General features: G+C 58.2%; 19 protein-coding genes. 10 read left to right on the plus strand and 9 right to left on the minus strand.

The features are described from left to right. The first annotated feature begins 109 nt into the window (after positions 1-109). Positions 110-1,258 carry a putative zinc-binding metallopeptidase gene (locus ASF69_RS07610; protein WP_082469655.1) on the plus strand — a complete coding sequence of 383 codons (1,149 nt, stop codon included), beginning with the start codon at positions 110-112 and terminating at the stop codon, positions 1,256-1,258. Here ASF69_RS07610 and ASF69_RS07615 read toward each other — a convergent pair. From ASF69_RS07615 to thrC, 4 genes are read right to left on the minus strand one after another with little or no spacing between them, the layout of a single operon-like run. After that, complete coding sequence (locus tag ASF69_RS07615; RefSeq protein WP_062586702.1) at positions 1,237-4,149, minus strand: EAL domain-containing protein; 2,913 nt, start codon at positions 4,147-4,149, stop codon at positions 1,237-1,239. The genes ASF69_RS07610 and ASF69_RS07615 overlap by 22 nt on opposite strands. Before the next feature lie 5 nt (positions 4,150-4,154). Next, positions 4,155-4,745, minus strand: a complete 591-nt coding sequence (locus ASF69_RS07620) for a GNAT family protein (RefSeq protein WP_062586703.1) — start codon at positions 4,743-4,745, stop codon at positions 4,155-4,157. Positions 4,746-4,791: 46 nt separating this feature from the next. Next, on the minus strand, positions 4,792-6,090 hold the full coding sequence (locus ASF69_RS07625; RefSeq protein WP_062586704.1) for a pitrilysin family protein: 1,299 nt from the start codon (positions 6,088-6,090) through the stop codon (positions 4,792-4,794). A gap of 20 nt (positions 6,091-6,110) precedes the next feature. Then, the gene (thrC, locus tag ASF69_RS07630; RefSeq protein WP_062586705.1) at positions 6,111-7,508 is read right to left on the minus strand and encodes a threonine synthase; all 1,398 of its coding nucleotides are present in this window, start codon (positions 7,506-7,508) and stop codon (positions 6,111-6,113) included. Positions 7,509-7,756: 248 nt separating this feature from the next. Between thrC and ASF69_RS07635 the strand changes: the two genes are divergently transcribed. After that, positions 7,757-8,308 (plus strand): PilZ domain-containing protein, encoded by a 552-nt coding sequence (locus ASF69_RS07635; RefSeq protein ID WP_200939060.1) that lies wholly within the window; start codon positions 7,757-7,759, stop codon positions 8,306-8,308. A gap of 114 nt (positions 8,309-8,422) precedes the next feature. Here ASF69_RS07635 and ASF69_RS07640 read toward each other — a convergent pair whose 3' ends face one another. Beyond that, positions 8,423-9,112 carry an HAD family hydrolase gene (locus tag ASF69_RS07640; RefSeq protein ID WP_062586706.1) on the minus strand — a complete coding sequence of 230 codons (690 nt, stop codon included), beginning with the start codon at positions 9,110-9,112 and terminating at the stop codon, positions 8,423-8,425. A 178-nt stretch (positions 9,113-9,290) separates the two neighbouring features. Here ASF69_RS07640 and ASF69_RS07645 point away from each other — a divergent pair, with 178 nt between their 5' ends. From ASF69_RS07645 to ASF69_RS07655, 3 genes are all read left to right on the plus strand, one after another. Beyond that, positions 9,291-9,971 carry a GntR family transcriptional regulator gene (locus tag ASF69_RS07645; protein WP_062586707.1) on the plus strand — a complete coding sequence of 227 codons (681 nt, stop codon included), beginning with the start codon at positions 9,291-9,293 and terminating at the stop codon, positions 9,969-9,971. Positions 9,972-10,150: 179 nt separating this feature from the next. Continuing rightward, a complete protein-coding gene (locus ASF69_RS07650; protein WP_062586708.1) occupies positions 10,151-10,729 on the plus strand; it encodes a biotin transporter BioY in 579 nt (192 codons plus the stop codon). Continuing rightward, positions 10,726-11,166 carry a DUF1284 domain-containing protein gene (locus ASF69_RS07655; RefSeq protein WP_062586709.1) on the plus strand — a complete coding sequence of 147 codons (441 nt, stop codon included), beginning with the start codon at positions 10,726-10,728 and terminating at the stop codon, positions 11,164-11,166. Before ASF69_RS07650 ends, ASF69_RS07655 begins: the two co-directional genes overlap by 4 nt. Here ASF69_RS07655 and ASF69_RS07660 read toward each other — a convergent pair. After that, a complete protein-coding gene (locus ASF69_RS07660) occupies positions 11,156-12,241 on the minus strand; it encodes a hypothetical protein (protein ID WP_062586710.1) in 1,086 nt (361 codons plus the stop codon). The two genes, ASF69_RS07655 and ASF69_RS07660, sit on opposite strands and share 11 nt — an antisense overlap. Positions 12,242-12,587: 346 nt before the next feature. Here ASF69_RS07660 and ASF69_RS07665 point away from each other — a divergent pair, with 346 nt between their 5' ends. Beyond that, a complete protein-coding gene (locus ASF69_RS07665) occupies positions 12,588-13,733 on the plus strand; it encodes a site-specific DNA-methyltransferase (protein WP_062586711.1) in 1,146 nt (381 codons plus the stop codon). Between the two features lie 419 nt (positions 13,734-14,152). Here ASF69_RS07665 and ASF69_RS07670 read toward each other — a convergent pair whose 3' ends face one another. From ASF69_RS07670 to mutY, 3 genes are read right to left on the minus strand one after another with little or no spacing between them, the layout of a single operon-like run. Further along, the gene (locus tag ASF69_RS07670; protein ID WP_062586712.1) at positions 14,153-14,440 is read right to left on the minus strand and encodes a putative quinol monooxygenase; all 288 of its coding nucleotides are present in this window, start codon (positions 14,438-14,440) and stop codon (positions 14,153-14,155) included. Positions 14,441-14,461: 21 nt separating this feature from the next. Further along, a complete protein-coding gene (locus ASF69_RS07675; protein WP_062586713.1) occupies positions 14,462-15,073 on the minus strand; it encodes an HAD family phosphatase in 612 nt (203 codons plus the stop codon). Beyond that, complete coding sequence (gene mutY / locus ASF69_RS07680) at positions 15,073-16,173, minus strand: A/G-specific adenine glycosylase (RefSeq protein WP_062586714.1); 1,101 nt, start codon at positions 16,171-16,173, stop codon at positions 15,073-15,075. The genes ASF69_RS07675 and mutY overlap by 1 nt, the downstream gene beginning before the upstream one ends. Positions 16,174-16,253: 80 nt before the next feature. Here mutY and ASF69_RS07685 point away from each other — a divergent pair, with 80 nt between their 5' ends. The 4 genes from ASF69_RS07685 (at position 16,254) to ASF69_RS07700 (ending at position 23,543) form a co-directional block, all read left to right on the plus strand. Further along, positions 16,254-16,766, plus strand: coding sequence for a DUF721 domain-containing protein (locus tag ASF69_RS07685; protein WP_062586715.1), 513 nt, complete (start codon positions 16,254-16,256; stop codon positions 16,764-16,766). A gap of 125 nt (positions 16,767-16,891) precedes the next feature. Continuing rightward, positions 16,892-17,572, plus strand: a complete 681-nt coding sequence (locus tag ASF69_RS07690) for a DsbA family protein (protein WP_062587220.1) — start codon at positions 16,892-16,894, stop codon at positions 17,570-17,572. A gap of 72 nt (positions 17,573-17,644) precedes the next feature. Beyond that, positions 17,645-21,109, plus strand: coding sequence for a chromosome segregation SMC family protein (locus ASF69_RS07695; protein ID WP_062586716.1), 3,465 nt, complete (start codon positions 17,645-17,647; stop codon positions 21,107-21,109). Positions 21,110-21,626: 517 nt separating this feature from the next. Beyond that, complete coding sequence (locus ASF69_RS07700; RefSeq protein ID WP_280136379.1) at positions 21,627-23,543, plus strand: methyl-accepting chemotaxis protein; 1,917 nt, start codon at positions 21,627-21,629, stop codon at positions 23,541-23,543. Positions 23,544-23,609: the final 66 nt, after the last annotated feature.

Genomic DNA, 23,609 nt, shown 5'->3' on the forward strand with positions numbered 1-23,609 from the left:
GTTTACGAAAAAGCACATGCGCTTTTTTCCGTCCCAATCGACAATTTATTGGCGCCATTTCTGTCTGAACCAAAGAGTTTCGGCGCGGCGCGTTTTCTCGGAGCGTTAAATGCAGCTGTTTTCCTGCGCTGCCTGTGGGCAGCCTGTCCATTTCGATAATCGTTCCTGCGTCAAATGCGGACATCGCCTTGTTTTCGTTCCCGAAAGTCTTTCGATGGAAGCGTTGGAACCTGCAGGTGACCCGAACTGGTCGCTGGTATCAGATCCGTCGCTTCAGATTCGCTTTTGCGCGAACGAAGTCAACGATGTCTGCAACTGGTCCGTACCGGCCGACAGCGATCACAAATTCTGCCCGGCCTGCAGCCATAACCGTCTTGTGCCGGATGCTTCGACTGAGGAGGGCGTGGAACAGTGGCGTCGTCTCAGCCAGGCGCAGCGCCATCTTTTTTACTCCATGCTGCGATTGAAGCTGCCACATCCGAACCGCGATTCGGACCCGCAGGGCGGCCTTGTCTTTGATTTTCTGATCGATGAAGTAGCACCCGATGGCTCCATCATTCCTGCCATGACAGGTCATGACGAGGGCCTGATCGCCATTCGTGCCGCAGAAGCGGACGACGCGACACGCGAGCAGGTTCGCAGCAATATGAACGAGCCATATCGAACGATGCTTGGGCATTTTCGTCACGAGGTCGGCCATTTCATCTGGAACAAGCTTGTGCGTGACGCCAACCGGCTCGAAGCCTGCCGTGAAGTATTCGGAGATGAGCGAGAGGATTATGGCGAGGCGCTAAAGCGCAATTATGAGTCGGGCCCTCAGCCCGGCTGGCAGCAAAATTTCATCAGTTCCTACGCCTCAGTTCACCCTTGGGAGGATTTTGCGGAGTGCTTTGCCCATTATCTCCACATTGTCGATACGCTGGAAACCGCGCACGCCTTTGGTATCGCGATTGAGCCGGAGGGGCATGAGGAGCTGGAAACGGATGTTTCTTTCGAGCCTTACAGCGCCAGAAGCGCCCGCCAGATCGTCAATGCCTGGGTGCCTTTGAGCGTGGCCCTCAACTCCATGCAGCGCAGCATGGGCGAGGCGGATCTCTACCCGTTCGTCCTGACACCCGCCGTCATGGTCAAGCTGGAATTTCTGCACAAGCTGCTGCATGGCAAGGTTCCTGAGGACCAGCAGCAGAACAACTGGCAATCCCAGCCGCAACAGCAGCCCATGCAGTCAGAACAGGATCAGGCTCTCTTGACCACCTGAAAACGCTCACGCAGCAGTCGCAAGGCCTCATCCGGCGTATCCGGGGTGCCAAACAGGAAGCTCTGCCCGTAATGACAATTCATGCGGGCGAGTTCTGCTGCGTCTTCCGGCGTTTCGATGCCTTCTGCCACGACCTGCATCTCGAGCGCCCGCGCCATGGCAATGATGGAACGAAGAAGCACATTGCGCTTGTCGCTGGTATTGGCGACCAGCGCCTTGTCCAGCTTGATCGTGTCGAAGGGGAAGCGCGTCAGATAGGCGAGCGAGGAATAGCCGGTTCCGAAATCGTCTAGCGCCAGGCTTAGGCCCGTATCCTTCAGTTTCGCCAGAACAAGACGTGCCTGTTCCGGATTTTCCATGACCACCGACTCCGTCAGCTCCAGCTTCAACTGTGCCGGGTTGCAGCGGGTTCGTTGCAACATGCTGCGCACATCGGTGTACAGCTCATTGTTGAGGAGTTGGGCGCTGGAAATGTTCACGGAAATGAATATCGGCAGCTTATCGATGGCGTGCTGCCAGTCCATCAGATCGGTCGCGGCCCGCTCGAGTGCGAACATCCCAAGCGGCTCAATGAGCCCGGAAGCCTCGGCAACGGGAATGAACTCGCTTGGAGGGATGTTGCCGCGCTTGGGGTGCTCCCATCGCATCAGCGCCTCAAAACCCGCCAGCGCGCCATTGTCCAGCTTGATGATCGGCTGGTAGGCAAGCGACAACTCCTTGCGCTCAATGGCGCGGCGAAGATCGCTTTCCATCTGCAGACGGTCCGTGCCCGACGTGCGGAAGGCGGGACGGAACGGTTCCACGCGGTTGCCGCCTGCTCGTTTTGCCCGGTACATGGCGAGTTCAGCATCGCTTAAGAGACCGGCGGCATTTTCCTGCTGGTCTATCCAGGACACCAGACCGATGGATGCCGTCAGAATGATTTCGCGATTGGCGAAATTGATCGGCACCATGATCGCCTTGTTCACCGCTTCGGCAAAATCGGCCACTCTTTGAGGGTCGCGTTCGGAGACGAGAATCAATCCGAATTCATCACCGGAAAGGCGCGCAAGAGTATCCTGGGGCTTGAGAAGGCGGCGCAGACGGCGCGTCAAGGCAATCAGGATGTTATCACCAGCCGCGATGCCAAGCGTGTCGTTGACCAGCTTGTACCGGTCGATGTCGATTGCCATGACCGTTGGACGCACGGTTTCTCCGTCCGGCGCAAGGTTGAGAACCGATTGCAGCCGGTCGAGAAAGACCTGGCGATTCGGCAGTCCGGTCAGGTTGTCGCTCAAGGCGTCCTGAAGCAACCGCTCAACGGAATTCTTCTGCTCTGTAATATCGGTGATGGTGCCAACGCAGCGAATGATTTCGCCGTTGGAGCCAAGCACGGGACGGGCGCGAATCTGCAGCCAGTGAAAATGCCCGTCTTCGGCGCGGATGCGAAATTCGTGGTTCAGGCGTCCCTTGCGGTGATCCAAGAGCACATCGAGCGTGGCCTTGAAACGGTCGCGGTCATCTGGATGCAGCCGCGGCAGCCAGTTGCGAGCCGCTCCGTGCATCGTGCCGGGATTAAGCCCAAGCTTGACCGAAACATCGGGCGTCGTCACGATCCGGTCGCGTGTCACATCCCAGTCCCAGACGGTATCGCCACTGCCGGTCAGGGCCAGCGATTGCCGCTCCAGATCGGAGAACAGGCCCTGTTGATAGGCACTGCCCGCGAAGGCGTGTTGAATAACGGTAAAGCCGATCAGAAGCACGATCAGGACAAGGCCACCGCCCAACGCGGGCTGGACGATATCATTGTCGAGCTGCCCGGTCACCGTCAGCCAGCTTCCGAACAGCCACACCAGAATGAGTGCCCATGAGGGCACAAGCAGAATGGCGCGGTCGTAGCGGTTGAAGCCGAGATAGATGATGAGCACGATCCCTGCCGTTGCCGTCAGCGCAAAGGACAGCCGGGCAATGCCCGAGGCGATGGAGGGATCATAGATGGCGACGCCGAACAGCGCGCCAAGCCCGATGATCCAGGCAAATGTCGCATAGCCAAGATGGGCGTGCCATCTGTTGAGGTTGAGATAGGTAAACAGGAAGACGACGAAACTGGACGCAAGTGCCACCTCCGCGCCCGCTCGCCATATTCGTTCATCGCTTGAGGTGACCGTGATCAGCTTTTCCAGAAAGCCGAAATCGACGCAGATATAGGCGAGAACGGCCCAGGAGAGGGCCGCCGATGCCGGCAGAACCGAGGTGCCCTTGACCACGAAGAGAATGGTCAGCAACACCGCCAGCAGGCCGGCAATGCCAAGCACGATGCCGCGATAGAGCGTGAACGCGTTGATCGTGTCCTTGTAGGCTTCCGGTTCCCAGAGATAAAGCTGCGGCAATTGCGGCGTGGAAAGTTCGGCCACAAAGGTGATGACGGCACCCGGGTTCAGCGTGATGCGAAAGACGTCTGCATCAGCACTTGGCTGTCGGTCCAGCGCGAAGCCTTCGCTGGGGGTGATAGCGATAATGCGCTGCGAGCCGAGGTCAGGCCAGAAAAGCTTGGAATTGACCAGACGGAAATGCGGCGCGACGATCACGCGCTCCAGCTGCTCCTCGGAAACGTTGGCGAGCGCAAACACCGCCCAGTCACCCTGGTGGGTGGGGGAAGACGCGCGCACCTCAATGCGTCTGCGAATGCCATCCGGTCCCGGTGCCGTTGAAACCTGAAAGGCTTCGCCCTGATTGGCGTAAATGTCGGTGGTGGCCGTCAGATCGAGCGCATTGTCATCGCGGGAGATTTTGACGGGCTCGAATGCATGGGCCTGCGCTGCGAAGAAAACGCAGACGAAAAGCAGGGAAATGAAGCGCGCTGCGGCCACGAAAGGTCTGATGAGGCGCGACGCAAGGCTGTTATATGTCATTTATCCTACTGCGTCCCGACGGGATTTTGACTGTCGGAGATGAGGGAGAACATGACATGGTCCCGCCACTCGCCGTTAATTTTAAGATATTCCCGCAAGAGGCCTTCCCGCTGAAATCCGGCATTTTCAAGCAGCCGTATGCTTTTGAAGTTCTCTGGAATACAGGCTGCCTCAATTCGGTGCAACTGAAGTCCGTTGAAGATGTAGGGTATTACCAGCTTTAATGCGGCAGACATATGGCCTTGGGCAGCATATGGCTCGCCAATCCAATATCCGATCATGCAGCTTTGCGCGGCGCCACGCCTGATATAGCCCACCGTAATGCCGCCCAGAAGCGTGGTGTTCTGTTGAAACAGCAGCATGGAAACCGCAAGGCCGGAGGCAAATTCCTGGCCGTTGCGGGTTACTCTGACGCGAAAGGAGCTCTCGGTGAGCTCGTCGGCGCGCCAGGTCGGTTCCCAAGGCTGCAGAAACTGCCGACTTTCCGAACGCAGCTTGTACCACTGCCGATAATCCGAATATCGCGGCAGTCTCAGCAGGTAGTCGGCATTGCGAAGTTCTGGCGTATCACTGTTGCGGGAAAGAAAACGCAGCATGTAAGGTCAAACCTCATCCCACTTGCCACGGACACATGCCCTGCCGTCAGCCGTTTGCCTGAATCTTGATGGACGGCGATGCGGAAAGCTCCGCCGTAATGTCCGATAGCGGCGAGAGGTTTTCCAGCGGGCCGATAGCAGACAATGTCGGAACCTTATCGAAAAACAGCCGTCCCGCAAGATCGGTCAGACGCTCTGTGGTGATGTCACCCAGACGCGTCATCATCTCGTCATTGGGAATCGGGCGGCCATAAAGCATCATCTGGCGGGCGATCTGGCCTGCACGGGCCGCCGGGCTTTCCTGACCCATCAGAAGCTGGGCGCGAATCTGGGCGCGGGCGCGGTCGATTTCCACCTGATGAATGGTCTGCGAGGACTTGCGAAGCTCATCGATGATCACGGGCACCAACTCCGGCAGGTCGTTGCTGCCGGTGGCGGCATGAATGCCGAAAATGCCCGTATCGGAAAAGCCCCAATGGAAAGCATAGACGGAGTAGCACAGACCGCGATACTCGCGCACTTCCTGGAACAGGCGAGAGGACATGCCACCGCCGAGAATGTTGGCGAGGATCTGCGAACAATAAAAATCGCGCGCGTGATAGGCCTTGCCTTCAAAGCCCAGCAGAACCTGAGCGTCCATGAGATCGCGCGCCTCACGTATTTCGCCGCCCGTATAGATGGCTTTTTCCATCACAGGAGTAGCAATTGGCTGCTGCGGCAGTCCGGCGAAGCGTTGCTCCACCTGCTTGACGAAGCTTTCATGATCCACCGCACCGGCGGCCACCACGAAGATACGATCAGTCGTGTAGTTTCTCGCCAGATAATGGCGGATCTGCCCGGTCGTGAAGGACTGGACGGTATCCGGCGTGCCGAGAATGGGGCGGCCGATGGTCTGGTCGCGATAGGCGACACCGGAGAAATTGTCGAAGATGACGTCGTCGGGCGTGTCGGTCGCCGCGCCGATTTCCTGAAGAATGACATTCTTCTCGCGCTCAAGCTCCGCCTCTTCGAAAGCGGATTCGGTCAGAATGTCGGCCAGAATGTCGACGGCAAGCGGCACGTGGTCTTTCAGCACGCGGGCGTAGTATGACGTCGTTTCGGTGGATGTGGCAGCATTGACCTCGCCACCGACATTCTCGATTTCCTCGGCAATCTGTCTCGCCGTACGTCTCGCCGTACCCTTGAAGGCCATATGTTCGAGAAGATGGGCGATGCCATGCTCGTCGTCTGTCTCGTTGCGTGAGCCGGACTTGATCCACACGCCGAGAGCGACGCTTTCAAGATGTGGCATTCTTTCCGTAACAACGGTCAACCCGGAGGCAAGCCGGGTCACATTTACACTCATATCACGTCTTTCCGCGTTGCTTAACTCTTGGCGCGAGCATGGTTTCCGATGAAGGTTTCAACGGCGTTCAGCTCAGCATCCAGAATATCGAAACGCTCCTCCCGGTTCATAAGATCAGCAAGCCATAGTGGAAGGGCAGGATCGATTGCGCAAGCGGATTTTACAGCTGCAGGAAATTTCGCTGGATGCGCGGTGGACAAAGTCACCATCGGGCTCTTTGATTTCTCATGCTTTTTCGCAACGAACACGGCCGTTGCCGTGTGCGGGTCAAGCAGATATCCCGTCTGCGCCAGCGTGTCTCTGATGGTGTCGGCTACCTGTTTTTCGGTGGCGCGGCCAGCCCGGAAGTCGCGCTTGATGAACTTCATGGCCTTGTCGCCGATCTCGAAAGCGCCGGATTGCTTGAGCCCGTCCATGGAGCGTTTGACTGCGGATGCGTCGCGGTCATAGGCTTCAAACAGAAGACGCTCGAAGTTGGACGAAATCTGAATGTCCATGGAAGGCGAGGTCGTTGCGTGCACGCCGCGCATTTCATAGCGACCCGTTGCAAGCGTGCGCGCCAGAATGTCGTTGTCATTGGTGGCGATCACCAGCTTGTCGATCGGCAAGCCCATCTGCTTGGCGACGTAGCCCGCGAAAATGTCGCCGAAATTGCCGGTCGGCACGGTGAAGGACACCTTGCGGTCCGGGCTGCCAAGCGAAAGGGCGGCGGTGAAGTAATAGACCACCTGCGCCATGATGCGCGCCCAGTTGATGGAGTTGACGCCAGACAGCTTGACGCTATCGCGGAATTTGACGTCATTGAACATCTCTTTGACGAGGTTCTGGCAGTCATCGAAATTGCCATGAACAGCCACCGCATGAACGTTGGATGCCGTCGAGCTCGTCATCTGGCGCTGCTGGACCGGCGATACCTTGCCATGCGGAAACAGGATGAAGATGTCGGTGCGCTCACGCCCGGCAAAAGCGTCGATGGCTGCGCCGCCAGTGTCGCCGGAGGTTGCGCCGACAATCGTCGCGCGTTCGTTGCGCTGCGCCAGCGTGTAGTCCATCAGGCGGGCGATGAGCTGCATGGCCACGTCCTTGAACGCAAGCGTCGTGCCGTGGAACAGCTCCAGAATGAAGGAGTTGGGGCCGGTCTGAACCAGGGGAGCAACGGCCGGGTGCCGGAACGTGGCATAGGCATCGTCGATCATCGAGCGGAAGACATCGGCGGGGATTTCATCGCCGGTGAAGCGATAGAGAACCTCGAAGGCGACTTCCTGATAGGATTTTCCGCGCAGGGCACGAATTTCCTTTTTGGACATGGTCGGCCATTTGCGCGGAACATACAGTCCGCCGTCACGCGCCAGACCCGCCAGAAGCGCGTCGGAAAAACCCAGCGATGGGGCGCTGCCCCTGGTCGATACATATTCCACGAGATGGTCCCTTGTCGTCTATCAGGCAAATGTCGTCAGCATCTTATCCGCGAGAAAAGCTGCTTTTGGCCTGTTTGACATGCTTTTTGCAAAATTGAAGCAAATCCGAACTCAGCCAATCGATTTTTTCCAGCGCCGCTGCTATAGACCATCGCCGACAGGCTTGAAAGGCCAATAAACAGCTTCTGCGGTCCTGTATCGGGATAGTTTTGAGAGGGTTGAACAGAGTGACAAGTCATCTTTTGCGTTTGTCTGCCGCCATATCGCTTCTGGCCGTACTTGCGGGCTGTAACTCTTCCAATCCATCGGATTCGCTTGCCGTGAACCCGCCCGCTGCCGAGGCGGTGGCGCCGGTCGTGCAGGCAAACTGCCCCGCCATTACCATTCTCGATAGCAGCGCAGTTCACCGTGTCTATGCCGGTGGCGCGAAGGATGATCCTAGCAAGCTCATCTATCAGGCGTCGCTTTCCGATACGACGCGCTCCTGCAGCATGAGCGATGCAACGCTGACTGTTAACGTGCTGGCACAGGGCCGGTTGGTTCCGGGCCCGCTTTCCAAGCCCGGCCGCGTCAACCTGCCCATCCGCGTCACCGTCAAGGATGGGAACGGCGAGATATTCTCGCAGGTCACAAATTTCCCCGTCGATGTCCCCGCTGGCAGCGCCGGTACGCAATTCATCTTCAACAACCCCAACGTCGCCATTCCCAATGCTCCCGGCGGCGCATCGCGTCAGACCAACGTCTTCATCTCTTTCGATGATGCTTCCAAGGTCAGCACGAAGAAGGGTCGCCGCGGATAATTTTTTCCGAGGCTTGAAGTGCGACAAAGAAAAAAGCCCTGTGCGGATGCGCCCAGGGCTTTTTTATGCGGTTCAGCTGAGCAGCCCTGATTGTCAGGGCTGGCCGGGCGCGTCTCAGGCGACACCGACCCACTCGGACAGCGCCTGAATGGTGGCAGGCAGGTCCTGCATCCGGGAAATGACGGTTTCCGCACCCGCATCCGTCAGCCGGTCGGCATGGCTTGGGTAGGTGTGAGAGGCGCCCGTAAAGCCGATGACTCGCATTCCCGCAGCCCTAGCGCCGGTGATGCCATGGACGGAGTCCTCGATAACGATAACCCGATCGGGCGAAACGTTGAATTGCTGTGCGCCGTGCAGGAAAATATCGGGCTTTGGCTTGACCCGATCCGCACCGAGATCCTTGGCAGAATAGATATGACCGTCGAAATAGGGCTTGAGGCCGACCTTCGTCAGCATCATGTCCAGCCTTTCGCTTGACGAGTTCGAGCAGATGCAGCGAGGCGTCGTGAGGCGAGAGAGGGCCATCTTGACGCCATCAATGATCTTCACGTCCCGTTCCAGACGCGCATCCAGCAGCTTTTCAGATTTTTCCAGCAGGGAGGCGGAGAGGGGGATGCTGGCTTCGCGTTCCACCGCCAGAAGGATGTTTTTCCAGGTCATGCCGGAGAAGCGTTCGCCCATCTCTTCCGTCGAAATTGAGTAACCTGCGTCCGTCAACAGGCGGGATTCGACCTGTGCTGCAATGATTTCGGAATCGACAAGAACACCGTCGCAGTCGAAAATGATGAGGTCAAAGCCACTCATGGGCTCTCCTTAGCGATTGAATGTGAAGAAGTGAGTGATCGCGCAAGCGTGTGCGGCTTTTAGACCATGTCGCGGGCAAGCTCAACCGACACCGATGCAAACGAGCCTTGCGCGAGGTCCGCTTCGCGCGGCTCGATGCCTTGCTCGACAAGTTTCAAATGGCACCTTATGTCAGGTCATGGCCAAAACTCCGAAGAACAAACCTGACGACACGATAGCGGCGAAGATCAGCAGAACGCTTGCCGATCGCATCATGCGCGGAGAGCTGGGGCCGGGCGCACGGTTGCGACAGGATCACGTCGCGGAAGAGTTCGGCGCGTCGCATGTGCCCGTCCGCGAAGCGTTTCGCCGTTTGGAGGCGCAGGGGCTTGCGGTCAGCATTCCCCGTCGTGGTGTGCGTGTGGCGGATTTCGGACTGGCGGATGTGCAGGAGGTTGCACAGATGCGGGCGGCGCTGGAGGTTCTGGCCTTGCGCCACGCCATTCCGCACATGACCGCCACCATTCTCGATGAAGCCGAAGCGGCCACCATCGCAGGGGATGGCGCCATGGATGTGCGCCAGTGGGAGGAAGCGAACCGCCGTTTCCACCGGCTGATTACCGCGCCCTGCAACATGCCGCGATTGATGGAGGCGATTGACGGGCTCCATGCGGCGAGTGCCCGGTTCCTGTTTTCGGCATGGCGGACGGGTTGGGAGCGGCGCACCGACACAGATCATCGTGCCATCATCGATGCCCTGCGCGCAGACCGCACGGAAGAAGCAATCCGTATTCTCGATGGTCACGTCCAGTGGATTGGCCGCACCGCATTGCGCACACCCGCTGGCATAACGCGCGACGCATTCGCGATCGTCGGATAAATTATAGATAATTTTAATTCGATCTAACGCACTGTGATTCCTAGGGTTATCAGGAAGTCATTCACAGGGTGGGTCACCCCATTGCGCGCAATATCCAGATTTGCTGGACTCATGTTGTCAATTTCCTCTATCAATGCAGTCGTCTTCGAAAATTATCTATAATTTGAAAGGGAGCCATCATGAGTGTTCAGTTTCGGACTGCGCCGGTCGGATTCTTCGACCTTCCATCAAAATCTTTCGTCCAGCAGGCATTGTTCGTCGTTGCGGGAACGCTGGTCCTGGCATTGGCGTCACGTATTCAGGTGCCGATGGTGCCGGTACCGATAACGATGCAGACTTTTGCCGTCACCATGATCGGTGCTTTGTACGGCTGGCGGCTGGCCGGGTTGACGGTGCTTGCCTGGCTGGGTGAAGCCATGCTCGGCTTGCCGGTTCTGGCCGGCGGCGCTTCGGGTCTTGCGCCCTTCGTAGGTCCCACCGCAGGCTATCTCGTATCCTTTCCGATCATGGCCGTGCTTGTTGGGTTCATGACCGAAAGGGGCATCGACGGTCACCGCCCCGTCGCCGGTTTCCTGCTGCATTTCGGTGCAAATGCCGTAGGTCTGGCGCTTGGCTGGGCGTGGCTTGCGGGGCTCATCGGTGCTGAGAAGGCATGGCTGGCGGGTGTCGCCCCCTTCATCCTCGGCGCAGTGCTGAAATCGGCGCTGGCCGCTGCTGTCCTGCGGGCAATGGCACAGAAGACACCGGCATCACAGTGACCGTCCGTCTAAGGCCACACCATCTCCTGTGTATGCTCACCTATGTCGGCAAGGGCTACACACCGGGCTTCACGGTCAATTATGACCGTGTCGCCGCCCGGCTACGAGATGGGGAAGAGATCGAAATCATTTCCGGACCCGACGACATCTGTGGGCCCTTGCTGACGAACAGGGACTCGCATTGTTTCAAAGCGAGTGTGACGAACCGCGATGCAAAGGCCTTGGAGGCTGTTGCGCGGTGGCTGGGCCTTCGTCTGGAGATCGGCAGCCGCATCGTTCCAGATGCGGCTCTCATTCGACAGATGCGCGCAGGCTTCCAGCAGGGTGACCTGCGAAAGCCATGCTCGGGCTGCGAATGGACGCAACTGTGCGATCATATAGCAAGCATGGATTTCTGCGGCGTCAGGACGGCGCCGCATCCGGACATCAGTCCGTAATGTTCAGTTCCGTCCGTTCGGATGCGGTCACGGTGGCGGTCACAATTTTCGGCTCGCGCTTCGTCTTGTCGTCATAGGTTACCTTCACCGAGTAATTGCCGGGATGGAGGGTTTCCTGATGCGTGGTGCCGTAGCGGCCTGAAACCTCTTTTTGCGTGCCCTGGAGATCCTTGGTCGTTTCGAGAATGTCGATCCGCTGGGCGTCCTTGGCATTTATGGCCAGAACACCGGCGTTCAGATTGACGGTGACATTGACCCGCTGGCCAGCCGTTACGGTGAACGGGGTTTCGACCATGACCTTCCCGAGGCGCGCACGCATGATGAAGCTGCCGGCGGGCATCTGCATCAGCTTGTTCACACCATAGGTTCCGGTCAGGGTTTCGCGGGTGCCATCCAGCGTCTCTTCCGTGGAGACCGTCTCGAAGCGAATATTGTCAGTCTCGACAGCCTTGCCGCCTTCCTTGTAGACGGCATTGGCATAGACGACACCACTTGGAATGATCAGGTCGTGGCTGATGGTTTCACCGGCCTTGACGGTGACGGTTCCCTCCGCGCGCGCCGGGCCGATGCGACCTTCCAGCGCCAATTCGCCTGCGGGTACGAAAATCTGTTTGCTGCCATAGATGCTGTCGCTGAATGTCGCGCCCTGCTTTACGTCGACACGGGCCTGCGGCTCCGCTTCCTTGCTGTCGGCACTGCGCTTGGGCACCACCGTCAACTGTGCGGCATTGAAATCGGCTGTGACTTCGGCAACTGCACCGTCCTTGATCTCGACGGGAATTTGGCGGGTAATATTCCCCAGTGACGCCACGGCAACATATTTGCCCGGCGGAATTTTCTCTTCAAAGGTCGCGTCATAGGCGCCGCCGACATTCTCGTCGCTCTGGCCGCCCGCGCTGTCGGCCTTGTAGAAGTCCCACCGCACCCGGTCGCTATCTCCAAGCGAAGGACCGCCTTTGACCAGCACCGCATCCGTCTTGACGTTGATCTGCGGCTTGGGAACAGGCGGGGAGGCGCTCTGTGCCAAGGCGCTGCCTGCAAGAAGCGTCGAAACGATGATGAGAGAAATGCGCATATTCACTGGACCCCTGCAACCCTTACCCTTTTGCTTCACCACACAGATGGCGCGCAAAATTCCGAAATCACAACGTCAAAAGTGACGACTGGTTCCATTGCGCACCACCGATTACCGGAATGGTGGCAAAATCGTCCCATCATTTCCGGTTAAATCGATGCCCAGGGGTCGATAAGTGATCCATCAAGAAGGTCCGCGATTAACCCTGATAATAAATCCGCGATGGCAGTTCGCGTATTTTTTTACGCACTTAGCGTGATTTTGTTGTGCTCGTTCAGGGTTTGATAACCAAACTCGGTAACCATAAGCCTCAGTTCAGTTGAGTAAGCGTATGGAGCGAGTAACTATGGCATCAGTGTTTCCGCTGGCCGATTTTCGGCGTGCCGGTTTTGATCTTGCAGGTGAAAGCGACGCCTGGAAAGACAGCATCATCAAGGGCGATTGCGTCGCCGCGCTAGAGGCACTTCCAAGCCAGTCCGTCGATGCGATTTTTGCTGATCCCCCATACAATCTGCAGCTGGGCGGCACGCTCCACCGCCCAGACCAGTCCCTGGTCGATGCTGTCGATAATGACTGGGACCAGTTCGCCTCATTCGAGGCCTATGATGCCTTCACCCGCGCCTGGCTTCTGGCCTGCCGCCGTGTATTGAAGCCCAATGGCACCATCTGGGTCATCGGCTCCTATCACAACATCTACCGTGTCGGCTCCATTCTTCAGGACATGAACTTCTGGATCCTCAACGACATCGTCTGGCGCAAGACCAACCCGATGCCGAATTTCAAGGGTCGCCGGTTCCAGAACGCGCATGAAACGATGATCTGGGCCAGCCGCGATGCCAAGGCCAAGAGCTATACGTTCAATTACGAAGCGATGAAGGCATCCAATGACGATGTGCAGATGCGCTCCGACTGGCTGTTTCCGATTTGCAGCGGTGGCGAACGCCTGAAGGGCGATGACGGCAAGAAGGTTCACCCGACCCAGAAGCCGGAAGCCTTGCTGGCCCGCGTCATCATGGCCTCCACGAAACCCGGCGATGTTGTGCTGGACCCCTTCTTCGGCTCCGGCACAACGGGCGCCGTCGCAAAACGCCTCGGCCGCCATTTCGTCGGCATCGAGCGCGAGCAGGAGTATATTGATGCGGCATCAGCCCGTATCGCCGCCGTCGAGCCTCTGGGCAAGGCGGAACTGACCGTCATGACCGGCAAGAAGGCCGAGCCGCGCGTTGCCTTCAACGTTCTTCTCGAAAGCGGTCTTGTTCGTCCGGGCCAGGTGCTGACCGATGCCAAGCGTCGTTACAGCGCCATCATCCGGGCAGATGGCACCATCGCATCCGGTGGAGAGGCAGGATCGATCCATCGCCTTGGCGCAAGAGTTCAGGGGCTGGATGCCTGCAACGGCTGGACGTTCTGGCACACGATCGAGGGCGACAGCCTGAAACCCATCGATGATCTGCGAACCCTTATCCGCAGCGAAATGGCAAAGGCCGAGTAAAAAGCGATCCACCGCCTCGCCTTAGCGATAGGCCGTTCCGACGGCCTGCCATACTTCATCCGGTTTAGTACCTTCAGTCCCGGATGAAGGGTGACTGACGCCCGGCGTTTCCTGGACGCCGGGCGTCAGTGCGTCCGGATTAAGCATGAACGTATTTTATAAAATAAATCAATTGCATGGCAAGTTTGGAGCAAGTAAGGGTGTGTAGTTAATTTGTCCAAGGGAGAGGCAATCAAGCCGCGCCGCACCGCTTGCGAAATCTTTCTGGTTTCGCATCCTGTCGGTGAAGATCAATAAGGGCGGCATTTTCCCAATATGACATTAACGAATCCGACCGCTTGCGGACGGACTGGTGCAGGTTGAAGACCGCCATTTTCGCCTGCACCAGACACTTTTCTTTCCTTAGCGCCAGAGAATGTCTATTCGCCTTTGCGAATGGTATAATCGCGCGGAATTCCCTGCGTCACCACAAACCATTCCGAGCTTTTGATGCGTTGTTGATGGGCATCGAAAGCGGCCTGATCTGAAAATATCTCGGAGACGAGATATCGCCCTGCGACATCGTTGCTGGGCACGACTTCGAAGAACAGGCAGCCCGGTTCGGCAAGGGTGAGTTCGATATGCAGCGGCAACGCTTCAGCAACGGCTTGCAGACGATCTGGCGGCACATCGATGTGGCCTTGGAGATAAACCTTGTCGCTTGGCATGGTTTCGTGGTCCCCGCGATATCAGACTTTGATGCCGAATTCGGCCAGGTCGGCCTTCAGCTTCTCCGCACCGGTAAAATGCACAGCCTGCCATCCGGCAGCCTTTGCGCCTTCGACATTCGCCAATGAGTCATCGATGAAAATGCTGCTGGCCGGGTCCAGCCCGAATGTCTGCGCGTGCAATTCATAGATCGCCACATCGGGCTTGATCAGGCCGACATCGCCCGAAACGGTCACGCCACGGGAAAGCGTAAGGAACGGATACATCTTCTGCGCCTCGCGAAAAGTGTCGGAGGCGAAATTCGTCAGCATGGTCACGTCGTGGCCTTCATCGATCAGGCCTTTGAGAATGGCGACGGAATCGTCATAGGAATGCGAAACCATTTCGTGCCAGTGCAGGCGGAAGGCGCGGATGGTCTCTTCATGGTCGGGGTGATCCTGCAAAAGCAGCGCTTCGGCATCCGCCCATGTCCGGCCCCGGTCCTGTTCCAGGTTCCATTCATGGGTGCAGACATTTTCAAAAAACCATGCCCGCTCCGCCGCATCCGGGATGAGGCGGCTATAGGGAATGTTGGGATCGTAATGGATCAAAACCTTGCCGATGTCGAAAACGATGTGGTTGATCTTGGTCATCAATTTTTCCTGCTCTTATCAAATGCCAGAGGAATAGCCTGAGAGATGGCTTTTTTCATCACTGTCGGCAGCGCCTGGGCATCAAGATTTGTGACCGGCTCCCACCATTCGTCATTTGCCCCGGTGGTGAGTCCACTTGCGACCTTCGCCCGGAAGATGGACAGCCGAAGCTCGAAATGGGTGAAGACATGGGTGATTGTGCCGGCGGCCTCCCACTCGGCAGCAAAGGGTGCGTGATCGGTGTCTATGCCGCCATCGATCCGCGCCGTCCATGCGGTTGTCGGCACTTCGGTCATGCCGCCCAGCAATCCGGTTTCGACGCGGCGGCGCAGCAGGATTTCTCCCCTGTCGTTGACCGCAATAAAGGCTGCGCCGACACGAACCGGCTTTTGCTTCTTGGCAGCCTTGACCGGAAACCGCTCCGGCTCATCCTGCGAAAGCGCCAGACAGTGGCCGTTGAACGGACAGAGCGCGCAGGCGGGGCGCTTGGGGGTGCAGATCGTTGCGCCGAGGTCCATCATGGCTTGCGCAAAATCACCCGGACGGTCGGCAGGTGTTATTTCCGCCACTTTCGCCCGCATCACCCCCTTGGAGCCGGGCAGGGGCGCATCAATGCAAAACAGGCGGGAAATCACGCGTTCCACATTGCCATCCAGCACGGCGGATTGCCGGTTGAAGGCGATGGCCGCAACGGCTGCTGCCGTATAATCGCCGATGCCGGGCAGCTTCTTCAGGACTTCCTCGGTATCGGGAAAGACGCCGCCATGCTCGCTTGCGACGGCTTCGGCGCACTTCTTCAAATTGCGCGCACGGGCATAATAGCCAAGCCCCGCCCATGCGGCCATTACGTCCTCGTTGGGGGCGGCAGCCAGATCCTCGACCCTTGGCCACAGCGCCAGAAACTTGGCGAAGTAAGGCTTTACCGCCTGAACGGTCGTCTGCTGAAGCATGACTTCCGACAGCCAGACGTGATAGGGATTGGCCCGCAGACCCTTTGCCGTCATGGGCGGCGATGTGCGCCACGGCAGGTCGCGATGATGTCTGTCGTACCATGCCAGCAGCATGTCCGCATAAGGCGGATTTTCGATTTTATGAAGCATGGTTTGCTGTGGCCCTCTTATTGCGGCTATACTTGGTTCATCCGCCTGCGTCGATCAAGCCATCAGTTCATGAGCATCCAATGAAAAAGCCTCGCAAAGGCGTCATCCAGATTGCCGAAATCGCAAACGGCATCATCGATCCGGTTCTGGCAAAGAGAGCCGGTATCAGCACCTCGCTGCTGGGTTCCTGGGACGAGATTGCAGGGGCGGATTTTGCAGATTGCACGCGCCCGGAAAAGATCACCTGGCCGCGTCGCGACGAGGGGCCGGACCGTGGCGGCTACCAGCCCGGCGTCCTGACCATTGCCTGTGAAGGTGCGCGCGCGCTTTTCCTGACCCACGCCCAGGGCGAGCTGATTTCCCGCATCAACGGCTTCTTCGGCTTCCCGGCCGTTCGCCAGATCAGGATCGTCCAGAAGCCCGTGTCGCAGACCCTGAACCGTCGGCCAAAGCCACAGCCTTTGCGCGGCGAGGCCGCCCGGCGTCTGGAAGGCATGATGGAGGGCATCGAGAGCGAAGCCCTGCGCAAGGCGGTGGAGCGTCTGGGCACAGCCGTCATGCAGAAAAAACGCGCCGGCGGACGGATAATTTAGCGGCAAGCTGTCCTTGACTGGTCACAATTCTTTGACAAGAAGAAGAGAAATGGCTGCTTGTTATGAACGGGTTGCCGCTATATCGGAATCGCAGACAAATGAGTCTTTCAAAAACAGGTGCTTTCATGCATTTTCCCGAACTCAATATGACCCGTCGCAACCTCCTGGGCGGCGTTGCGCTTGCTGCGGTTTCAGCGGCACTGCCTTTTGCCTTGCTGCCGAATGAGGCGCTTGCGCAGGAACTGCCTGAATCGTCAGGCAATGTGGACATGGCAGAGGTCATGAAGCCCGGCCCGCTGCCGGACCGTGCGCTGGGTGATGCCAATGCTCCTGTAAAGATCGTCGAATACATGTCGATGACCTGCCCGCACTGCGCGCATTTCCACAATACGACCTTCGAGGAAATCAAGAAGAAGTATATCGACACTGGCAAGGTCTATTTCGTCATTCGCGAATTCCCGTTCGATCCGCGCGCTGCCGCTGCCTTCATGCTGGCCCGTTGCGCACCTGAACAGCAGTATTATCCGTTCGTTTCCATGCTGTTCAAGCAGCAGCAGACATGGGCAACCGCGCAGGATGCGCGCGCCGCCCTGCTGCAAATGTCGAAACTGGCCGGTTTTTCACAGGAGACATTCGAGGCCTGCTTGACGAACCAGAAGCTTCTGGATGATGTGAACGCAACGATGCAACGCGGTGCGACTGAGTTTGGCGTCAACTCGACCCCAACCTTCATCATCAATGGAAAGCGCTACGCTGGAGACATGTCTGTGGAAAAAATGTCGGCTCTGGTCGACAGCCTTCTCTAAAAGACGTTACCGGACAAAAACGGGCGACGGATGTTTCCGTGCGCCCGTTTTTTTTGCATTTGAGGCGGCGGCATGAAGTTCAACAAGCTGCGGCTCCTCGGCTTCAAATCCTTCGTTGAGCCTTCGGAATTCCTCATCGAGCCGGGGCTGACCGGCGTCGTCGGGCCCAATGGTTGCGGCAAGTCAAATCTTGTCGAAGCGCTTCGCTGGGTGATGGGCGAGAACTCCTACAAGAACATGCGCGCGTCCGGCATGGATGACGTGATTTTCTCGGGCTCCGGCAATCGCCCCGCGCGCAACACCGCCGAAGTCGGCCTCTATCTCGATAATTCCGACCGTACCGCGCCTGCTGCCTTCAACGATGCCGATGAAATTCAGGTCACGCGCCGCATCGAGCGCGAGAACGGCTCGGTCTATCGCATCAACGGCAAGGAAGCCCGCGCCAAGGATGTGCAGCTTCTGTTCGCCGATGCATCGACCGGCGCCCGCTCGCCCTCCATGGTGGGGCAGGGGCGTATCGGCGAACTCATCAATGCCAAGCCGCAGGCCCGCCGGCAATTGCTGGAAGAGGCAGCAGGCATTTCCGGCCTGCATTCGCGCAGGCACGAGGCGGAACTGCGCCTGCGTGCGGCGGAGAGCAATCTGGAGCGGCTGGAAGATGTGACGGCGCAGCTGGAAAGCCAGATCGAAAGCCTGAAAAGGCAGGCGCGTCAGGCAAACCGCTTCAAGATGCTGTCGGCGGATATCCGTGCCCGCGAAGCCACCCTGCTGCACATTCGCTGGGTGGAAGCCAAGCAGGCGGAGGGCGAGGCGGAAAGCGCGCTCAATCAGGCCACCAATGTGGTCGCCGAAAAGGCGCAGCGGCAGATGGAAGCAGCAAAGGAACAGGGCATTGCCAGTTTCAAGCTGCCGGAACTGCGCGAAAACGAGGCCAAGGTCGCTGCTGCCCTGCAACGTCTGCAAATTGCCCGCACGCAGCTGGACGAAGAAACCAACCGCATCCTTCGCCGCCGCGATGAGCTCGCCCGTCGGCTGGCGCAACTGGGCGAAGATATCGAACGCGAAGAGCGGATGGTTTCCGACAATGCCGAAATCCTCGCCCGGCTGGATGCTGAGGAAGCCGACATCCGCGACATCATGGCCGACTCTGGCCGCTATTTCGAAGAGACACGCGAGGCCTTCGAGCTGGCGGCGGCAAAGCTGGCCGAGAGCGAGCGCATTTTCGCAAGCCTCACGGCAGAGCGCGCCGAAGCTTCCGCCAATCGCAGTCAGCTTGAGCGCACCATCCGTGATCTCGCAGACCGGAAAGCGCGGCTGGAGCGTCAGGCGTCGGAAGCATCGGCGGAAATCGAAAACATAGACGAAAAACTCTCCGGCCTGCCTGACCCTTCGGAGAAGCGCGAAAGCGTGGAAGCCGCAGAAATCGCCGTCGAGGATGCGTTGATCGTGGTAGAAGAAGCGGAAACAGCCGTTGCCGAGGCGCGGTCTGCGGAAGCCATGGCGCGTGGCCCCGTTGAAGCCGCCCGCAGCCGCCTCAATGCTCTGGAAACCGAATCGAGAACGATTTCGAGAATGCTGGCTGCCGGTGCCGTATCCGGCTCGTTTACGCCCGTGGCCGAAGAGTTGACGGTCAATCGCGGCTTTGAAGCTGCCCTTGGTGCAGCCTTGGGCGATGATCTCGAAAGCCCGCTGGACCCTGCCGCTCCGGCCTACTGGACCGCCAATGGCGAAGGTGAGGCTGATCCTTCCCTGCCGGATGGCATTCCTTCCCTGCTTGCGCAGGTGACGGGGCCGGAGGCGCTGAAACGCAGGCTGCGTCAGACGGGTATCGTCTCAACCCTGGATGATGCCAAACGCCTTATGCCTGCGCTCAAACCAGGCCAGCGCCTCGTTACCAGAGAGGGTGCGCTGTTCCGGTGGGACGGTCACATTACAAGCGCGGATGCTCCCGGCAACGCAGCCCTGCGGCTGGCCCAGAAAAACCGTCTGGCAGAGCTTGAGGGCGAGGTTGAAGAGGCGCGTTACGCGCTGGAGGAAGCCGAAGAACAGCTGGCTGCCAGCGCCGATGAGATCAGGCTGGTGGAAAGCCAGCTTGCCGAAGCGCGCGAACGCAGCCGTCTGGCATCCCGCCAGCTGGTTGAAGCGCGCGACGCGCTGTCCGTGGCTGAGCGTGCGTCCGGCGATCTTTTGCGCCGCCGCGATGTCGTCTTTGAAGCGATCAACCAGATCAGCGGCCAGATCGATGACATCGCCATGCAGGAAGAAAACGCCCGGATCGAACTGGAAGAGGCGGTCGATCTTACCGATCTCGATACGCGGCTGCGGGAAAGCCAGCTGGAGGTTGCGACCGACCGAAGCACGGTGGCGGAGGCCCGCGCCCGGCATGAGGGGCTAAGCCGCGAGGCCGAGGCGCAACGACGCCGCATCAATGCCATCGCGCAGGAGCGTGCGACATGGCAGGCCCGTGCCGATAATGCCAGCGGCCATATTGCTACGCTGCGCGCACGCGAGGATGAAGCCCGCGACGAGCTTGCGGAACTGGATATCGCGCCGGAAGAGTTCGACGAAAAGCGCCGCAATCTCCTGACGCAACTTCAAAAGACCGAAGAAGAACGCCGTCTGGCCGCAGACCAGCTTGTCGAGGCGGAACGTTTGCAGCGTGAGGCTGATCGCATCGCGGCAATTGCCCTGTCAGAGCTTGCCGATGCCCGGGAAAAACGCGGCCGCGCCGAAGAGCGGCTGGTCTCGGCCCGCGAAAAGCGGCAGGAAAGCGAACATCGTATTCACGAGACGCTCAATGTCGAGCCGCATCTGGCCTTTCGCCTGACGGGCTTGGCTGTCGACGCGCCGATGCCTGAGATCCGCGATGTCGAGCGGGATCTGGACCGGCTGAAGATCGAGCGGGAGAGGCTCGGTGCCGTCAACTTGCGCGCTGAAGAGGAACAGGCGGAACTGTCTGAAAAGCTGGCGGCGCTGATCAAGGAACGCGACGACATCATCGATGCCGTGCGCAAGCTGCGCGCAGGAATTCACAATCTCAACCGCGAGGGACGTGAGCGTCTGGTTGCTGCTTTCGATATCGTCAACACCCAATTCCAGCGCCTGTTCACGCATCTTTTCGGTGGCGGCACGGCGGAACTGCAACTGATCGAATCGGATGATCCGCTGGAAGCGGGCCTTGAAATTCTCGCCCGTCCGCCGGGCAAGAAACCGCAGACCATGACACTGCTTTCGGGTGGGGAGCAGGCGCTAACCGCCATGGCACTTATCTTCGCCGTCTTCCTCACCAATCCCGCGCCAATCTGCGTGCTGGACGAAGTGGACGCGCCGCTGGACGATCACAACGTCGAGCGATACTGCAATCTCATGGACGAGATGGTGGCTTCGACTGAGACCCGTTTCGTCATCATCACCCACAACCCCATCACCATGGCGCGCATGGACCGCCTCTTTGGTGTGACCATGGCAGAGCAGGGTGTGTCACAGCTCGTGTCCGTGGATCTGCAGGTGGCGGAGAGATTGGCTGAGGCGGGTTGATTGTCCGATATCGGAAGGTTGCCCTTGCGCAGGTTCCGTTTGTTGCTTGTCACTCTACGAGATCTGGATTGCATTGAAGTCTTGCGTGAAAGCCCTGTTGAACAGGCTGCCTGTTTTTGCGAGCTCGTCATATTCGATTATTAACTGTTCATCATTCCAATTAACCTTCCGGAAATGAGTTCAAAGTAACGTCCGGCCTATGTAGGCTTCATGAAGAAGTCATTCCGTGCCTGTGGCACGATGCCAGTCGCCGATATCGAGGCGATATACTGTGCTCAACCCGATTGTCTGACGCTTTGATTCGAGGAGTTTGAAGCTCTCGTAATTTAGAAAACTGCACCAACGGATTTTGTAGTTATGAATAATAGAAAATAGGTCTGCGCAAGGCTCAGGAGGTCCGTTACGGGAGGACGGCCAAACAACCTCGCACACGACACCTGGACGAAGATTATCCACACCACATAAGTTCATCATGCGTCTTGGGGGGAATGACGTATTAAAACCAAAGGGTTATATTGTGCTCAACAATTTTCGCATCAAGACGCTATTGCCACTCATCTTCGCGGTTGTCGTATTCTTTGGAGCAGCTCAAGGCGCATTTTCTATTTATTCCGTCAGTCAGCTTCAGGGCGAACTCGATAATATGGGGTACCGCCTATCGCGCTCGACGCAAATGGCTGAATTGGATCGGCTGCTCGGTGATGTCCGCCGCCAGTATGCTTTTATGCTTGCCGCGCGCAATGCAACAGAAATCGCGGAAACCGAGGCCAATCTCAACAAGGCAAGCGAAGCGCGGGAGCGTGCTTTCAACGCATATATCGGAAGCTTGAGCTCGGAGCTCATGCAGGTAAAAGCGCGCGAAACAGAAGCTGCTATCGATGAATATAGGAAAGCGGGAGCCAAGCTGATCCAGCAAAAGAAAGCTGGCCAGGACGACGAGGCTAAGGCGACGATCAAGGAATTGACTGCACGTGGTACCGAGGCGGTTGCACGTTTTTCCGAAATGCTTGCGCTGAATAAGTCCGCCGGAGAAGCGGCCCTGACAAAAGCTACGGGTATCGCAGAGTTTTCATTCAACGCAACCATCCTGATGGTCGTCATCGTCAGCATCATTGGCACACTGGCTGCCGTGTTCAGTTTCCGAAAAATCGCGAAACCTATCGCTGAAATCACGACGTCCATGGACAGGCTTGCCGCCAATGACACGTCTTCCGAAGTGCCCCATGGCAACCGAAAAGACGAGATCGGTGCAATGTCCGCCGCCGTCTCCGTATTCCGAGAGAGCGCACTGGAGCGTGCCCGGCTGGAGCGGGAAGCCGAAGCCAATCGCAGCCTGTCGGAAAACGACCGGATTGCCCGAGAAGAGCAGAAAGCAAGAGAAGCAGCCGACACCCAATTTGCTGTCGACAATCTCGCAAGTGGCCTTTCGCGCCTTTCAGAAGGCGATGTGTCCTACCGCATCAGCCAGCCTTTCGTCGAACATCTCGATGTCGTACGTCACAACTTCAACGCGTCTGCCGAAAAGCTCCAGTCCGCGCTTTCCCGCGTGGCCGAGAATGCCCGTGGTATCGATGCTGGTGCCAATGAGATTCGGGCCGCAGCCGATGATCTGGCGAAGCGCACCGAGCAGCAGGCAGCTTCGGTGGAAGAAACAGCTGCTGCTCTGGAAGAGATCACAACCACGGTGAAGGACTCCACCAAGCGCGCGCAGGAAGCCGGTCAACTGGTGGCGAAAGCTCGCACAGGGGCCGAGCAGTCTGGCGAAGTCGTGCGCAAGGCTGTGATTGCGATGGAGCAGATCGAGAAATCATCCTCGGAAATCTCCAACATCATCAGCGTTATCGACGAAATCGCCTTCCAGACTAATCTTCTGGCGCTCAATGCCGGCGTTGAAGCTGCTCGTGCGGGTGAGGCAGGCAAGGGCTTTGCTGTGGTTGCTCAGGAAGTGCGCGAACTTGCCCAGCGCTCTGCCAGTGCGGCCAAGGACATCAAGAGCTTGATCACCACGTCTAACACGCAGGTGGAGCAGGGCGTGCAGCTCGTTGGCGAAACGGGTCGTGCGCTGGAAACCATCGTAACGGAAGTGCAGGAAATCAACCGGCATGTGGTGGCGATCGTAGAAGCCGCGCACGAGCAATCCTCGGGTCTTCAGCAGATCAACAACGCCGTCAACCAGATGGACCAGGACACGCAGAAAAACGCTGCGATGGTGGAAGAACAGACTGCTGCAAGCCATAGCCTTGCGCGTGAAGCCGCATCGCTGAACCAGCTTCTGGGCCAGTTCAAGCTTGCCGCAAATGCTTATGAAGCGCCGGTTCGCGCAGCAACGCCAGCCGAGCGTCCGGTTCAATCTCCAGCCCGTGCACTCGGACGCAAAATCGCATCCGCCTTCAATGGCAATGCGGCATTGAAGCAGGATTGGGAAGAGTTCTGAGCGGACACGCTCACGCATCATGTGAACTAAAAAAACGCCCGTGCCCGTCGCGGGCGTTTGATATTA

The sequence above is a fragment of the Rhizobium sp. Leaf311 genome (assembly GCF_001423445.1).
GTDB lineage: Bacteria > Pseudomonadota > Alphaproteobacteria > Rhizobiales > Rhizobiaceae > Agrobacterium.

Excerpts from the sequence above, each read along its gene's own strand:
- ASF69_RS07690 (WP_062587220.1), top strand. The coding sequence starts at position 16,892 with ATGCATTTTCCCGAACTCAATATGACCCGTCGCAACCTCCTGGGCGGC.
- ASF69_RS07675 (WP_062586713.1), bottom strand. The coding sequence starts at position 15,073 with ATGACCAAGATCAACCACATCGTTTTCGACATCGGCAAGGTTTTGATC.
- ASF69_RS07665 (WP_062586711.1), top strand. The coding sequence starts at position 12,588 with ATGGCATCAGTGTTTCCGCTGGCCGATTTTCGGCGTGCCGGTTTTGAT.
- ASF69_RS07670 (WP_062586712.1), bottom strand. The coding sequence starts at position 14,440 with ATGCCAAGCGACAAGGTTTATCTCCAAGGCCACATCGATGTGCCGCCA.
- ASF69_RS07650 (WP_062586708.1), top strand. The coding sequence starts at position 10,151 with ATGAGTGTTCAGTTTCGGACTGCGCCGGTCGGATTCTTCGACCTTCCA.
- mutY (WP_062586714.1), bottom strand. The coding sequence starts at position 16,173 with ATGCTTCATAAAATCGAAAATCCGCCTTATGCGGACATGCTGCTGGCA.
- ASF69_RS07645 (WP_062586707.1), top strand. The coding sequence starts at position 9,291 with ATGGCCAAAACTCCGAAGAACAAACCTGACGACACGATAGCGGCGAAG.
- ASF69_RS07695 (WP_062586716.1), top strand. The coding sequence starts at position 17,645 with ATGAAGTTCAACAAGCTGCGGCTCCTCGGCTTCAAATCCTTCGTTGAG.
- ASF69_RS07660 (WP_062586710.1), bottom strand. The coding sequence starts at position 12,241 with ATGCGCATTTCTCTCATCATCGTTTCGACGCTTCTTGCAGGCAGCGCC.
- ASF69_RS07625 (WP_062586704.1), bottom strand. The coding sequence starts at position 6,090 with ATGAGTGTAAATGTGACCCGGCTTGCCTCCGGGTTGACCGTTGTTACG.
- ASF69_RS07610 (WP_082469655.1), top strand. The coding sequence starts at position 110 with ATGCAGCTGTTTTCCTGCGCTGCCTGTGGGCAGCCTGTCCATTTCGAT.
- ASF69_RS07615 (WP_062586702.1), bottom strand. The coding sequence starts at position 4,149 with ATGACATATAACAGCCTTGCGTCGCGCCTCATCAGACCTTTCGTGGCC.
- ASF69_RS07640 (WP_062586706.1), bottom strand. The coding sequence starts at position 9,112 with ATGAGTGGCTTTGACCTCATCATTTTCGACTGCGACGGTGTTCTTGTC.
- ASF69_RS07685 (WP_062586715.1), top strand. The coding sequence starts at position 16,254 with ATGAAAAAGCCTCGCAAAGGCGTCATCCAGATTGCCGAAATCGCAAAC.
- ASF69_RS07620 (WP_062586703.1), bottom strand. The coding sequence starts at position 4,745 with ATGCTGCGTTTTCTTTCCCGCAACAGTGATACGCCAGAACTTCGCAAT.